This window comes from Sulfurovum sp. (assembly GCF_049668085.1).
Classification (GTDB): domain Bacteria; phylum Campylobacterota; class Campylobacteria; order Campylobacterales; family Sulfurovaceae; genus Sulfurovum.
Genome location: NZ_JBATIY010000185.1, coordinates 1 through 14,467, shown reverse-complemented (window position 1 = coordinate 14,467; position 14,467 = coordinate 1). Strand labels below are relative to the sequence as shown.

Annotated in this window: 12 protein-coding genes; 6 read left to right on the top strand and 6 right to left on the bottom strand. The window is 36.4% G+C overall.

Features of this window, described 5'->3' with window-relative positions; all coding sequences use genetic code 11:
* Positions 1–49: 49 nt before the first annotated feature.
* On the bottom strand, positions 50–754 hold the full coding sequence (locus WBM70_RS11215; RefSeq protein ID WP_424558587.1) for a type 1 glutamine amidotransferase: 705 nt from the start codon (positions 752–754) through the stop codon (positions 50–52).
* Positions 741–1,817: a D-alanine--D-alanine ligase gene (locus WBM70_RS11210; RefSeq protein ID WP_424558586.1), complete on the bottom strand. Its 1,077-nt coding sequence runs from the start codon at positions 1,815–1,817 to the stop codon at positions 741–743. The genes WBM70_RS11215 and WBM70_RS11210 overlap by 14 nt, the downstream gene beginning before the upstream one ends.
* Before the next feature lie 565 nt (positions 1,818–2,382).
* On the opposite strand from WBM70_RS11210, the gene WBM70_RS11205 reads away from it, so the two are divergent.
* Both WBM70_RS11205 and WBM70_RS11200 read left to right on the top strand, forming a co-directional pair.
* On the top strand, positions 2,383–3,558 hold the full coding sequence (locus tag WBM70_RS11205) for a N(5)-(carboxyethyl)ornithine synthase (protein WP_424558588.1): 1,176 nt from the start codon (positions 2,383–2,385) through the stop codon (positions 3,556–3,558).
* A gap of 32 nt (positions 3,559–3,590) precedes the next feature.
* On the top strand, positions 3,591–3,809 hold the full coding sequence (locus tag WBM70_RS11200) for a hypothetical protein (protein WP_424558585.1): 219 nt from the start codon (positions 3,591–3,593) through the stop codon (positions 3,807–3,809).
* A 63-nt stretch (positions 3,810–3,872) separates the two neighbouring features.
* Here the strand turns inward: WBM70_RS11200 and WBM70_RS11195 are convergent, their stop codons facing one another.
* Complete coding sequence (locus WBM70_RS11195) at positions 3,873–4,976, bottom strand: M20 family metallopeptidase (protein WP_424558584.1); 1,104 nt, start codon at positions 4,974–4,976, stop codon at positions 3,873–3,875.
* A gap of 113 nt (positions 4,977–5,089) precedes the next feature.
* Here WBM70_RS11195 and WBM70_RS11190 point away from each other — a divergent pair, with 113 nt between their 5' ends.
* The 3 genes from WBM70_RS11190 to WBM70_RS11180 all read left to right on the top strand — a co-directional run bounded on the left by WBM70_RS11190 (position 5,090) and on the right by WBM70_RS11180 (position 10,181).
* A complete protein-coding gene (locus WBM70_RS11190; RefSeq protein ID WP_424558583.1) occupies positions 5,090–5,995 on the top strand; it encodes an ATP-grasp domain-containing protein in 906 nt (301 codons plus the stop codon).
* A 9-nt stretch (positions 5,996–6,004) separates the two neighbouring features.
* Positions 6,005–7,453: an ATP-grasp domain-containing protein gene (locus tag WBM70_RS11185; RefSeq protein ID WP_424558582.1), complete on the top strand. Its 1,449-nt coding sequence runs from the start codon at positions 6,005–6,007 to the stop codon at positions 7,451–7,453.
* Between the two features lie 151 nt (positions 7,454–7,604).
* A complete protein-coding gene (locus WBM70_RS11180) occupies positions 7,605–10,181 on the top strand; it encodes a M14 family zinc carboxypeptidase (protein ID WP_424558581.1) in 2,577 nt (858 codons plus the stop codon).
* A 25-nt stretch (positions 10,182–10,206) separates the two neighbouring features.
* Here the strand turns inward: WBM70_RS11180 and WBM70_RS11175 are convergent, their stop codons facing one another.
* From WBM70_RS11175 to WBM70_RS11165, 3 genes are all read right to left on the bottom strand, one after another.
* Positions 10,207–10,608, bottom strand: a complete 402-nt coding sequence (locus WBM70_RS11175) for a globin domain-containing protein (protein WP_424558580.1) — start codon at positions 10,606–10,608, stop codon at positions 10,207–10,209.
* 153 nt (positions 10,609–10,761) lie between these two features.
* On the bottom strand, positions 10,762–11,790 hold the full coding sequence (locus WBM70_RS11170; protein WP_424558579.1) for a M14 family metallopeptidase: 1,029 nt from the start codon (positions 11,788–11,790) through the stop codon (positions 10,762–10,764).
* Positions 11,791–13,212, bottom strand: coding sequence for a hypothetical protein (locus WBM70_RS11165; RefSeq protein ID WP_424558578.1), 1,422 nt, complete (start codon positions 13,210–13,212; stop codon positions 11,791–11,793).
* A gap of 428 nt (positions 13,213–13,640) precedes the next feature.
* Here WBM70_RS11165 and WBM70_RS11160 point away from each other — a divergent pair.
* Positions 13,641–14,467 (top strand): hypothetical protein (locus WBM70_RS11160; RefSeq protein ID WP_424558577.1); only part of this gene is annotated, 827 nt, incomplete at its 3' end.

The window sequence follows — 14,467 nt, the reverse complement described above, 5'->3', positions numbered from 1 at the left end:
ATATAGTGATGGCAATCTGAAAGTAGAGTGTTATGTCTAATCCCATTGTTTACGCCTTCATACCCAGGAAAAAGCTGAAAAATACTTTCCCTACTTCAAACGAAGGACCGCGCTTAATCATATCGTTAGGATTATTGTTATGTTGGCCTGGAAATGGACCGTAATCCAAAAAGATTTTATCACCGGCTTCCTTATCAAATTCAGGGTGAAACTGTGTCCCGAACAAGCGCTGTTCGTAATTTATATATGCCTGTATTCTCGTATGATGATTTGTTGCAAAAAGTTCTGATCCTTCAGGTAACTCTACTACTTCATCAAAATGGTGCTGCCACACGGTTTCATTTTCTCTCACACCAAGAGTATTTATTGAACTATTAACAAACTTGACATCGTTCCAGCCTGCTTCCAGACCGTTTAATGATGATCGTACTGCATGTTTTCCGATCAATGCCTGGCAAATAAGTTGGTGACCATAGCAAATGCCCATTTGTGAAATACCTTTGTCTCTGGCTTTTCGGATATACTCCTCCGCTTTATCTGTAAATGGTGCGATTTGCGTAATTGACAGTGCAGATCCTGTGTGGATTACATGAGTGAAATCATCATTGATCAGATTATCGGAAAAAGATTCCTCTGTATCAATAAACAGTGATGATACATTTGAATTTACGGGTAACCAGCGTTTGATAGCAGACGTTTCACTCCTATCCACTGAATAGTCAAGTATTAAGATATTAATTTTATACTCCTTCATGCTGAAGAAATCCTTGGTGATTGAGGGGTTCTAAGATTGGCTGAAGAGCAGGTAGTGTTTCGTCATGGTTCAGTAGGCTGTTTAGAGTGGATGGTAGCGCATAAGGGATACGATCTAATCCTTTTGACAACATCAGTTCAATAACTTTATCATACGTTAATTCATTTTCAATCTCACATGCTTTTGGAAAATAGCTAGAGCCTTGAGTCATACCAGGAACTAAATTTGCTTCCATAAAAAAACATTCACCGGCTTTATTTGTTTTTATATCTATTCTTCCATAGTCTCTTATGCCCAAGCCGTTAAAAACATCTGTTGCCAGTTTTATAAGTTTGATTTTCATATCATTGTCAACTATTTTTTTGAGTTCTTCTGTATCATCTTTTTTTGCTTGTTGGCCTAAAATTCTCAACCCATTTGTAGAAACCAAGGGTATTATCTCAATTGGTGAAACGATTAATTCTCCATTGGTTTTTTCTATGACTGCTACTGTAAACTCTTTTCCATTCAAATACTCTTCCACCAATATGGGAAGTTTAAAGGTATCGTGTAATGACAATACCTTACTTTCAAAATCTATAAAATTTGTTACAAATGACAAATCATCTATACCATTTCCATTTGCGGCATCGATTGGTTTTAGAAATAGGGGAAATACAATTGGTAATTCTTTTGCACATTTATATTGACCTGGAATTGCTGTGAAATAATTAGCTGTTTTAATCCCACTCTCTTTTAGGTGTAGTTTTGCAAGCACTTTATCAGAATCAAATCTTAGTACCTCTCTTGATGAAGCACTGTAATTAATAGAATGTTTAGAAAAATAATCGCTTAGCCAAATATCGTTTTCATTTTCAAATGATACATATTTTACAGCTAATAGAACTAGATCAGGGTTTCTTATTACGACTTTCTCTAAATCATACTTAGTTGTACATGTAGTTAATACAACATTATGTCCCATGTTTATGATAGATTCCAGTACATTGTTGCAAGATTTTAGACTTCCAAATCCACTCTCTTTTAATTCATCATTTGGAGTGGTGATAATTTCAATATTCATTAATAATTTTCCTAGAGGGGTGCATCAATCTTTTCATAATATCTTTTTGTCAGAAATAGAATAAATTAAGAGTGCATTGAGAATAAGCTTAACAAAAATCGGTTATTGTTAATTAGAGTAGATCTAAGCTTTATATGTATGTTGCTTTTATGCTTTTGAAGGATTGCAAAAACGATATTATAATACAGATCAAGTATCATGATAATGTTACCATTATAGCTGAATTTTCAGTCAATGACGTAATGAAAAATATCTCAACCTAAAACAACAATGAATGCATCCTAAATAGTAGATACTTTTTTATTCGAAACGCTGCTGAAGCTCTTATTTAGAAACAAACGGATATACTGAATAACTGCTTGAGTATATGAATACTCCAACAGACAAGTTTTTTTCTCTCTTTTTCTTCTCTATTATACACAAGATAGAAGTTTCATTGTCCGACATTCACAGGACTGCGAACATTGCACCACAAAAGATTTTTTAATCACCAACTAAGTTTATGAAGGCTGTTTCGTTTTTTATGACGTCGCACGCTCTAGTGGCTTCAAAATAAGGAAACCCTATCAGTATATTTACATTCGGAGTCATTGGGACTTCAAAAAAAGAAGATGAGCAACGTATGCCAATCCATCCAGATCACCTGGAACGAATTCCTGAGCGTATTCGCCGCCAGATGATCTTTGAAGAGGGTTATGGAAAGCCGTTTGGCATAGAGGATTCGGTCATTGCCGAGAAGACAGGCGGCATGGCATCGCGTAGTGAAATACTCGCTAACAGCAGTGTGGTCGTATTAGCCAAACCCGTTCCGGCTGATTTAGAAGAGCTTCGAGAAGGTGGTACAGTATGGGGTTATCCACATTGTGTACAGCAACGTGCTATGACACAGATCGCAATTGAACGCAAGCAGACGCTTATCGCTTTTGAAGATATGTTTGTATGGGGACCTAACGGACAGATGGGACGTCACACCTTTTACAAAAACAATGAAATGGCCGGCTACTGTGCTGTACTTCATGCCCTGCAGTTAAAAGGTATTGATGGACATTACGGAAATCAGCGTAAAGTGATCATTTTCAGTTTTGGTGCAGTAAGCCGTGGTGCTATCTATGCACTTAAGGCTCATGGATTTAGAGATGTTACCATCTGTATTCAGCGTCCTAATTACGAAGTAAGAGAAGAGGTACTTGACTGTGAGTATGTGACTATTCTTCCAGGAAAAGTAGATGAAGCACGAATGGTTGTAGTCGAGCACGATGGTAGCAGACGGCCTTTGTCCGATCTCATAAGTGAATCAGACATCATTATAAACGGGACCTTCCAAGAACCAGACAATCCTGTAGACTATGTGACTGAAGCAGAGGCGTCTTCTCTTAAGCCAGGCTGTCTCATTATTGATGTCAGCTGTGATGAAGGTATGGGCTTTTATTTTGCCAAACCGACTTCGTTTAAAGAGCCGATGATCAAAGTGGGGATGGTTGATTATTATGCTGTGGATCATACACCAAACTATCTTTGGGAAAGTGCCACTCGCTCTATCTCTGCAGCACTTATTGTCCATATAGAGGCTGTGATGTCAGGTCCTGCAAACTGGCAGAAAGATGAGACCATTCGACAGGCGATCAATATTGAAGCAGGGGTGATCCAGAAACCAAATATTTTATTGTTTCAAAAGCGCCAGACAAACTACCCTCATAATTCCATTTATGGGGTTGAAGATACTCTGCCGACTGCTGTTTAACAATTGATACATACATAGGAGAAGAGATGTCTATGCAAAAAACACTTGAACAAGAATTTCATGCTTTACTTAATGAATGTGAACATTTGCATTGGAAAAACTTAGAACTAGTACTACTAATTCAATATGCGAATATGGAAAAAAAGATTTGCGAAGACAGAAAGCAAGACTATACTGTCAATAATATGATTAGAATAATAAGAATGGCTGAATCCTTGAGTATATTAAGAGAAGAAAGCAAAACCTTATAAAATAGAGCCACTTGCAGATTCAACATCACAAAGTGGCTCAATTTTATAAGGTTTTCTAGAAGTTTAGATCTTTCCTTCTAGAAAGTGTGTCAATATCTCAGTGACCAAGTCGATACGCTCGTGAAAACTTTTCTTGGACGCTCTCTCATGAACAGTATGGTCTCCATCACCGTAAGGTCCCCAGCCATCCAGTGTAGCTACACCTTGAGATGAGATGACGTTTGCATCACTCACACCACCGCGTTTTTCAGTAGGAAGTTGAATATTGCATAGGCTGTTGATATGGTCTATGAATGTTTGTTGTTCAGGGGAGGGCTGCATCACATCTCTTTGGATACCTCCAGAAAGTGTTGATTCTGTACCTTCAACATGTGAATGTGCAACGATCTCGTCAATGGCTTTAAGGACTCTGTCTCTTTCCTCTGTGTGGGTATATCGTAATTCAAAAGTAAGATGTGCTTTGGGTGAAATGGTGTTAGCACCTATACCACCAGAGAGCTTACCAACATTTACGGTAGTTTGTTTTTGCAGGTCAGTTAAAGCTACAAGCTGAGAGAGTTTATGTGCTGCCTCAAGATTAGCATCTGCCCCATCACTGTAGTGGTTTCCTGCATGTGCAGCAATTCCCTCTATATCTATGAAAAATGTACCCACACCTTTACGTCCTATCACCACTTCATCATGAAAACCTGCTGCTTCAAAAACCATACAGTAGTCGTAGTCTTTTGCCAGTTTTGCTGAAAGGTGCTTAGAATCATCACTTCCTGTCTCTTCATCACTTACTAGAAGAAAGTCAATGTTATGTATCTCTCCGTAAGCACGGTAGGCATTTCTGAGTGCTTCGAGGGCTACATAGTTACCCCCTTTCATGTCACATACACCTGGACCGTAGATCCACTCTTCATCTTCTCTGAAGTCTTCAAAAGTGTTTGGTGGAAAGACTGTGTCCAGATGACCCAAAAGAAGGAGTTTTTTACCTTCTCTATGTGAAGAGATAAGATGAAGATGATCACCTATCTCTTCTCTTGGATAACGTGTAAGTGTATATCCCAACTCTTGCATCCAGTATGCAAAGATCTCACCGTTTTTATCTACACCTTCTTTATTTTTTGTCCAAGAGTTGATCTCTATAATTTTTTGTAATTCATCAAAATTTTGTTTACTCATATCATCCTCAATATTGCCTATTATTAAGGCAAATCTTTATATTTTCTCTGAATATATTTTAGTAAAATATAGTAAAATATTAGATTAGTTGTTAAATAAGAAGGAAGTAAAAAATGTCAAGAAAAATCGGTATGTGGCTTTACAGTAACAGTGGTGGTGACAAGATTCAAGAGAAGATCGTCAAGAAACTTAAAGAGAGAGATATCGAAACCACTACGGACATTAATCTTCGACATGCTGTAGCAAAGAATGGACATATCGTTCATAAGAAGCTGATAGTTGATGAACTCGATCTATTTTTATCTTATAATGCAGGAGAGCAAACGCAGTATCAATCCTTCCTTTATCAAGCACTCAACCGTGTGATACCGATGATAAACTCTTATGAAGCCTTTACTTTGACTGAAGACAAGTTTCAAACTTCATTTTTACTTCAGCAACACGGAATAGCAACACCTGAGTTCCAACTCTGCCATAGAGATGACTCGAAGCAGCTTGGAAAGATCATGAACAAGTGGAGTAAAATGGTGTATAAACCGACTGATGGCTGGGGAGGCGTAGGATTGACCAAGATAGAAAATCAATCAATGCTGGATATGCTTATGCCTTTTCTCAATCAGATGGATTTGAGATTTTTCTATGTCGAGAAGTTCTTAAAATATGACAACACAGATTTTCGTGTGGACATCGTTGATGGTGAGTTTGTGGGTTGTTATGGACGTAAGGCAAGTAAAACGGACTGGCGTACAAACATAACAAGTGGCGGGTCGGTCTTTTTAAGGGAGCCGGATGATGAAGTGATCGCTATTGCCAAGAAAGCAGCTAGGGTGTGTGGTACGGATATTGCAGGTGTGGATATCATTTATGATTTAGAGAAAGAAGAGTATGTGGTACTCGAAGTCAATGGTATACCTGCTTTCGCAACACCGGAACAAGAGAAGTTGGGGTTAGACTTTAACAAGAAGAAGATAGATCTTATCGTAGATCTTATAGATAGAAAAACAGCGAATAAAAAATAAGGGATTAAAATGGCAAAAAAACAGAAGACTGAAAAGTTACCAAAGATAGGGATGCTTTATCTCGACTATGTATTAAGATTTTTTGATAAGTCAAATTTTAGAGGATGGCCAGATAAGATAGAGACGGTAACCTACCACTGGAAAAACGATAAAGACCGTTTTGTAAGAGAAGTAAAGCGTAAAAAGATCGATATCCTTATAGGTAATATTCCAGCAACAGCGTATGAGACATTTAGAGAGATCGCAAGAGAGTTGCCTGATGTGAAGTTTATTCCTTCAATGGACACACAGTTTTCTAACAAGTCTAAAGAGAACGTGACACGCTTTGCATGGAAGTATGATATACCTATTCCTCAAACCTATATCTTTTATGATATGCAGAAGGCAGATAACTTTATTGAAGAGACGAAATACCCTAAGATCATTAAAAAATCTTACGGACCATCTAACTATGGCGGCTACTTTGTACACAAGGTAGACTCTAAACAGGAAGCCAGAAATCTTTTAGCTCAAAAAAAGTATTCTCCAGCGTATTTCCAGGATTTTGTACCGATGGAAGCAGATGTAAGAGTCATGCTTATCGGTCATAAGCCTGTATGTGCATTCTGGAGAAGACCACCAGAGGGTGAATGGTTGACAAATACTTCTCAAGGTGGAAGTATGGACTATATGGATGTACCCAAAGAGTTACTTGATCTGGCTGTTCAGGTTTCCAAATCAGCCAATGCAGAGTACTGGGCATGTGACATTGCTGTAGGTGAAGATGGTAAATACCGTATATTGGAGTGTGCAACTGCATTTGCAGCTTTCCCTTATATCAGAGACTGGATAGGTCAGTACCTCATGTGGAAATTTTCAAATGGTAGATTTTCTAAGCCGAATATTCCACTTTATAATTGGGAAGAACTTGGTAAGATGGATTCATCTATACTTAGAACACTTCGTTATATTACCTTTGGAAAATATACGCCTTCTTATGATGGTGCTTATTTCCTTGATAAAAAAAGAAGAGAAACAGAAGAGGGTGAGATATACTTGCATGATCTTGATGCACTCTACCCAATGATGCTCACAGAAGATAGAACAAAAGAAGCGTGGCCAAGTGAAAAGTGGAACTTCCAGGACAATTATGGAAGAACAATAAGAAAGGTGCATGTTCAGAGTAATCCAAGAGCAGAAAGTGAAGAAAAAGTCGAAAGTACAGATGAAGTTTCAACAGATGAAAGTCAAGAATCAACGATCGTCTTGACGGAAAAAAAGATTAAAAAGCTATTGACTTCTGTAGAGGGCATAGGTAAGAAAAAATCTAAAAAGATCTTAGAAAAATTTGATACTGTGGAACTCATAGAAACTTTGGAAGAAGCTCCTGAGAAACTAAAAGAAGAGTTTTCATGGTTCAAGAAAAAAGTTCTTTCTAAACTTGTGAAACAGTGGGAATCATTTAAAAACAAATTGTAATATCAAATGCTGTTTAAATACACTTCCCACTCAATTATGTGGGAATGTATACTTGAGCTTAATCGTTTTAAAAGATTAGATTGATGTATATACTTAAATGTATTTTTTGGTGTCCAAAAGAATAAATAAAATATAAAAAGAGTAACAAAGTATGAAAAACCAATATATGTCGTATGAACAGAGTTTGATCTTTCTTGATGCGATGGAGAAGAAACATCCAGATCTTATAAAGGTTATACCTATAGGGACAACCTATGAAGGACGAGATATCGTCCTTGTTAAAATATCTCAAAATGTTAAGACAGCTGATGAAAAACCTGCGATGCTCTATACTGGTAGTATCCATGCACGTGAATGGATAGGAAATGAACTTGCGTTGAAGTTCATAGAATATGCAGCAGAAAATCAAACTATAGATCCTGAACTTGAAAAAAGTTTGAATGAGTCTACACTTTATATGGTGCCATGCCTAAATCCTGATGGGTATGAGTATTCACGTAAACACTTCTCTTTCTGGCGGAAGAACAGACGAAAGAACCATGATGGTACTTTTGGTGTGGATCTAAACAGAAACTTTTCCATAGGATTTGTAAAACAGAATAATACCTCTTCAAATGTTTATGGTGGAGAAGAACCTTTTTCAGAGGCTGAAACTTCTGCGATCAAGGCGTTTGTAGATTCTCATGAGAACATCACCATAGCTTTTGATTACCATTCACAAGGAAATGTATTTTTTCCAGCACATAAGTTTATGCATGAAGCAGAAATAGATGGCACAGATATGAATGTTTTATGTGCAAATATGAACGATGAATTTGCAAAAGTAACAGGCAGAAGATACGGTATCCACAGAGGTAAACCACCTGCAGGTCTCATTTCGGGTAGTGGACGTGAGTATTATTATTCTAAAGGTATTATCTCTGTAGTCGCAGAGGTAGGAACAAAGAATATTCCTGATTATATGAAGAGTATGAGTGGAAGTATCAATGAAAACATTCCTGCACTTAAAAAAGCGTTTGGCGAAGTGATCAATTACTCTTCCGCTGCACCAAGAAGAGTAGATGACTTTACCATAGGAGGTAGAGATGCTACTTCTGTTACGCTTGTATGGAAATATGAGCCAAGAGATGACATTTTCTTTGAGATCTATAGAAGTACAGAAGATAAAGATGCTTGTAATGAGCGTACTAAAGTAGGCATTGTAGGTGAAAATAGCTTTATCGATACAGACTTGGAGAGTTCTACAAATTATTATTACACCATCCGTGCTGTTAATAAAACAACGGGATACAAGTCACCATTTGCTCCCATAGTCAAGGTACGTACTGCACTTGAAGATGATGAGTTTTTTAAACTTATCTTCGCAAACAAAAGTGGGACAGGGTATGTAGGAGAATTCACGCAAGAACAGAACCGTTCACACTTTGGACTCAATTCTCTCTTTGTGGGAGTCAACAAATCAAAAGGTATCTGTGATGGCGTTATAAGTATTGATCTGGATAGTATCCCTCAAAATGCTATTATTAAATCAGCCAGATTTTACCTCTATCCTATGAACAGAGTAGGGGCCAAGATAGAAAAATATGGTCAATGGGACCTGTCACTTTTAAAGCCAGACAGTTTTTCTGACATCACCGATTTTACAGAAATAGAAAATGCCGAGACGAAAGGTAGAATGGGTCAAGCTATCAAGTCTAGACAATTAACACAAGGTATCTGGAATTTTTGGGAGTTTTCTCGACATGAATGTGAACTACTCCAAAAGGAAATCGTAAACAACAAAGCTATCTTTAGAATAGATGGACCAAAAACACTGCCAGATGGTGAAGACAGTCAAATGATGCAGTTTGACATAGGATATGGAAAATTTGGGGGAGGTATACAATATAGACCAATGCTTGACATTAAGTATACCGTTGAAGAAGAGAAGATAAAACTTTCTGCGAAGACACTTTCTACTATTTGTCTAGATAGAAAAGTAGAGGGAATTAAAAGTGGATTTGATGCAGAAGGTCATCGTGTCTATGGATATCTCGATTTTGATATCTCACAACTTCCAGACCATCAAAACACTGTTATAACCCAATGTGCATTACGTATACGTAATAACAATACTTTTAAGAAAAAGTCTGATATACGATACTATGTGGAACTGGTTGAAGTAGATGAAGTAGGGACCTATGAGGACATTAAAAACCGTGAGAAGATAGAGTATATAGGATATGAAGTAGCAGAGTCAGACCTTAATGCAAAAGAGTATCAGTATTTTAAATTTGATACCTTGTCGAAGATAGCCCTTGATCAGATGCATCAAGAAGGAAAAACACTGAAGCTTGTGATCAAACCTACATCTCCATCAGGTGTGAAAAACAGGATCATAGAATGGAATACAGATGTTGAACTTCACGTAAAATATATCCCAAAACGTCGTACTCCATTGCCTGCTGTTGAAAATTTGACTATCAGCAAAGAAAACAAGATGATCAAGCTCTCTTGGAACAAAGTCAATGATGAAGCCTTAAACGGTTACTACGTTGTAAGAAACAGTTTCCATACACCAAAACACTTTATGGATGGTGTGAAGATCTATGGAGGTAAAGACACCTATACTTACGATAACTTTGCTTCATTTGATAAAGAGAAGTATTATGCAGTATTTACTTATGATGATGTACCAAACTTCTCTGAACCTGCTATGATCAAGTATAATCCATTGGAGAAATACTGATAAGATAACCTTCATTGAAGGTTATCTATGCAGATGCATAAAGTTCTTTCTCTCTTGTGATGACAATATCTTCTAAGAAAATATAAGATTCTTTCCATGCTTCAATGATATCATTTGTTGCAGCATCCCCAAATACATCTTTTATAGCTTGTAATAAAGATTTTTCTATCATTGAATTATATTCAGAATCTATATGTGGAATAGAACAATCCAATGTTTTGATCTTATCAATATTCTTACTGTATAAAGTAATGGCTCTTTTGAATTGTTTATACTGTGCTTCACTTGTTCCACCAAACAGTTCTTTGGTTCTTGGGGATTTCTCATATAGTTTTTCATATAACTTTGAAGCAACAGTTTCACTATGTTTCACTATAACAGGTGCAGATAGCTTACATACTTCTACGGTTTTTGGAGATAGACACATGATTCGTTCCTTTTTTACCTTATCTCTTAGAGATAAATGGTCTTTGTACTATTTAAAATATTATAATAAATATGAGTATAAAAAATATACTATTTGTTGTATAAAAATTAGTCAATAGTGAAGAGTGGAATAGAATCACCTATGCCTAAGGATTTAATAATCCTCGAGCAGGTAGCACAGGCAATCTTGAAGGACTATCTTTTTGTCCAAGGAGATCATTGCTGGCATCAGTGCTTTTTTAATGGATATCTTTCCATTATCATTTTTGATGATCTCTTCTGTAATATCTTTACCATCGGGTGAGATCACTAAAAATGGTTTATCAACTTTTGAATAGGCAAATATTTCATTTTTTTCTAATTGTGTAAAGTTATGATGGTCAAAGTTTTTGACCAATGTAAGATCATAGCCCAGAGTATCACCATACTCATCATCTTCAAAGCAAAACGTAACATCTGCATTTATCTTGATCGTAGCGCTGTTCTTAACCAACTGCAGATCATGCGCTGGTAGTGGCTTGTCAGGAAAGTGATCCATATGCATCAGGTCATCTATAAGTTCAAATGCTCTTTTTATTGCAGGCTCATTTCCCGGGGTTGAACACTCAAGGGTGATAGCTGGACAGATATCATCAAATGCCATGGTTGAGACACCTTTTGGTGATTGAAACACCATAGCAATATGGTTAAAAAAGCTAGAGAGGTATTTGTTCTTCTCATTTACTACTGATATACACCCATAAGGAGGGTTTTGACCTGTATTGTTGTGCAGATCAATAGAAGCAAACAACTCATCTTGTGTGATAATATCCATTACTTCTTGTATCAATATTGCTGTATCTGAAGTGGGTTCGGGTGTCCCCGGCCATGCACGATTAAAGTCTATTTGTCCATCTCTGAGTCTAACACCCATTTGTGCTGCATCTACATTACCTATAAAAAGCCATATACTTCTTGGTAGTTTATAGCCATCAGTGGTTTGGTATTTCTTTAGTATCTCCTGCATGATCTGTAAACCGCTGAATTCATTACCATGCAGCAAAATAGAGATGAATAGAGCAGACTGTTTCTCCCCTTTTAAGTGTATCAAGGTAGGTGAGTCAAAAAGCTCTTTGATCTGGCGATGAGAGATAGAGAGAAATGCACTTGGTATATGGTCTAGTACTGTTAAATTACTTTTCATTTAGAGGCTCCATGTGTGTACGGGAATATTTAGTTCAGAGTTTTTCATATAATCCTCCATAAGTTTAGGTATGTTATTAAATTTTTTATAATGTTCAAGTTGCCACGATGCACCATTCTGTGCACTTGAAGTTCTTTGTTTTATGATATTCATGTATATCTCTACATTATCTATGCCAAAAGAGTCAAGCCCCATTTTCGTAAGTGCCAGTCCATCGTTTAAGATCCACTCTTGCAATGAGACTTTCAGCGCATTTATAGGTTCATGAAATTCAGTATTTAATCCTGTTTTTGCTACAGAGTAAAAGTCATCTTTTAACTTTTCAAATGGTATTTTTGTCAGATCGATCTTTGATCTCACTAAGCCTTCAATGAGACCGATGAAAAACCATATGTTAGCTTGTGTATCTATAAGCGTAGGTCCGGAGGGTAGTACACGAAGTTCAAGTCTCAATGTATGTTTACCATCTTTGTCTTCTCCTAAAATAGGGCGTATCCATCTCCAGATCGTACCATTATGAAGATTGAAATGGTGTAGGTCGCTCACAGGTCTATCTTTCACATCTGCAAAAATAATTTTAAACATTTTGTTTTGTTCAAACAGATCCAGCCAAGAGTTTATGTATCCATGTGCAAAATGTACTCTTGTCTCATCTCCATGATCTCTTCTTTCTTTATCCCTTGTATCTACGGATTGTTCAAAGATAGCGATACGAGACTCATGCCAGGCTCTTTTACCTAGAACCAAAGGAGAATTAGCTCCAAATCCAAGCAGTACAACAGATGCCAGCAGTGCAGCATGATAATACTCAACGGCTTGTTCAAATGGAATTTGAAAGTGGATCTGTAATGAGGTTCCCATTGCTTCAAGCATTACATCATCTTTTTGTAAAGATATTTCATCTTCACCATGAAAAAGGATCTTGACACTTTCATGTCTTAACTCTCGCATACGCTGAGAGACAAGGGTATATCTATGCATATCAGACTGATAAATCTCTTTGTTGAAATGTTCAAGTTTCAAAGAGGGAAGTACACCAAAGAGTCCAAGTTTTGCATCGAACTTTTTAGCTGAGTTCTGACCCTGTTCCCAAAGAGATTGAAAGTCATTCGCTAATTTTTGAGGTGCCTCAGCATCAAGTTTAAAAACATTTCCATTGATCTCCAGGTCATACTTGGCTAGTTCATTGGTAAAAAGAGGGGAGTTGATATCATCAAGTATCTCTTTGTTTATGGGGTTAGGAAGATTATTGTTAGTAAGAATGCAAGCTTCTAACTCATAACCGATGCGGCTTTTGGCTGAAAAAAGTTCTGGCCCTTTATCAAATAACGCTTCTATATAAGCATGTTCATCATACAACGCTTTTTTAAAGGCTATAAAATCTTCTTCTGTGAATTTTCGATGGCTTATCTCACTACCCATTAGAAACCTTGTTGTACATTATCTTTAATACTAGTATAACAAAAACAACCATATAGTGTTCATTATTAATAAAATAAAATAACTATGATTTTGCCTAATAAAAAATAAAAATAGGGGAGTATAAAAACACTTTTGATTCTATATATTTCCTAAAATACTACATTAATATATTATATAATATAAAGTATATTATTTGTAGTAACTTTATAAACATGTTATTTTATATCTTGAAATAATTTATTACTACATAACTATAAAAGCCCCATAAAAGCATAATAAAGATAGTTACTACAAATAATATGTAATTATTACTACAATGTACTTGACATATGTAGTAATTTTATGTATACTACATTAATTAGGTTTAGATTTTCACTTTTAGGAAATCTTTTTAAGAAGTAAAGTTTACATAGAAATCGGAGGACATCATGCCAATCAGAACGATAACTGACAAGCAGTATAAAGGTGTCAGTGAACTTTACCGTAAATCCGATGGACAGATAACAGGTTACTACGTTACCTATAGAGATAGTGATGGCAAGCCGATTAAAAAAAGAGTAGATGCAGACAATAGAGACGATGCTCTACTTAAACTAATAGAGATTAAAAAAGCTGTTGATTTAGAAAAACAAGGAAATACTATGAGTGCTCCTTTTCCAAACCCAATGCAAGAAATAGTTTTAAACGAAAATGTGATTAAAAAACCTTCTGATGTATCTTCAGGAAAAATGATACAGGATCATCGTCAGGTCATCTCTGACTATAATGGTGTTGCTATTGTTTCTCTTCTTGATATCGTTGCATTTGACGATATCAATATCCTTTATGGATATGAAGCGGGCATACGTATTGTGGATATTATGCAGAATCTTATAGATAATACGTTGAAAGAGATGGATGTAGATGGTGTATTTACTAAACATGGTGTCGAGACATTTTCGTATGAGATCTATCATGTATATGCAGATAAACTCTGTCTATTCATCAAAAATGATTTTAATCACCGTTTATTCGACTTTATCGTCAAACAACTTTCGACAAAAATTTCAAATCATAAGTTCACCATCACTGAGGAGAGTCATATCCATCTAAATGTGACATTTGGTGCGACAAAGGCAGACAGCTCTGTCAGTTTGATCTATGCAGAGAAAGCGTTGCAGGAAGCTAAAAAGTCACATAACAGTTATATTTTCCATGACAGTACTTCTATGAATAAGAATCAGCATATCATCCATAAAGTGTATGAGACCTTGAT

Bases quoted from the DNA above. Each gene is read 5' to 3' on its own strand.
- WBM70_RS11215 (WP_424558587.1), bottom strand. From the start codon at position 754: ATGAAGGAGTATAAAATTAATATCTTAATACTTGACTATTCAGTGGAT.
- WBM70_RS11210 (WP_424558586.1), bottom strand. From the start codon at position 1,817: ATGAATATTGAAATTATCACCACTCCAAATGATGAATTAAAAGAGAGT.
- WBM70_RS11200 (WP_424558585.1), top strand. From the start codon at position 3,591: ATGCAAAAAACACTTGAACAAGAATTTCATGCTTTACTTAATGAATGT.
- WBM70_RS11195 (WP_424558584.1), bottom strand. From the start codon at position 4,976: ATGAGTAAACAAAATTTTGATGAATTACAAAAAATTATAGAGATCAAC.
- WBM70_RS11190 (WP_424558583.1), top strand. From the start codon at position 5,090: ATGTCAAGAAAAATCGGTATGTGGCTTTACAGTAACAGTGGTGGTGAC.
- WBM70_RS11185 (WP_424558582.1), top strand. From the start codon at position 6,005: ATGGCAAAAAAACAGAAGACTGAAAAGTTACCAAAGATAGGGATGCTT.
- WBM70_RS11180 (WP_424558581.1), top strand. From the start codon at position 7,605: ATGAAAAACCAATATATGTCGTATGAACAGAGTTTGATCTTTCTTGAT.
- WBM70_RS11175 (WP_424558580.1), bottom strand. From the start codon at position 10,608: ATGTGTCTATCTCCAAAAACCGTAGAAGTATGTAAGCTATCTGCACCT.
- WBM70_RS11170 (WP_424558579.1), bottom strand. From the start codon at position 11,790: ATGAAAAGTAATTTAACAGTACTAGACCATATACCAAGTGCATTTCTC.
- WBM70_RS11165 (WP_424558578.1), bottom strand. From the start codon at position 13,212: ATGGGTAGTGAGATAAGCCATCGAAAATTCACAGAAGAAGATTTTATA.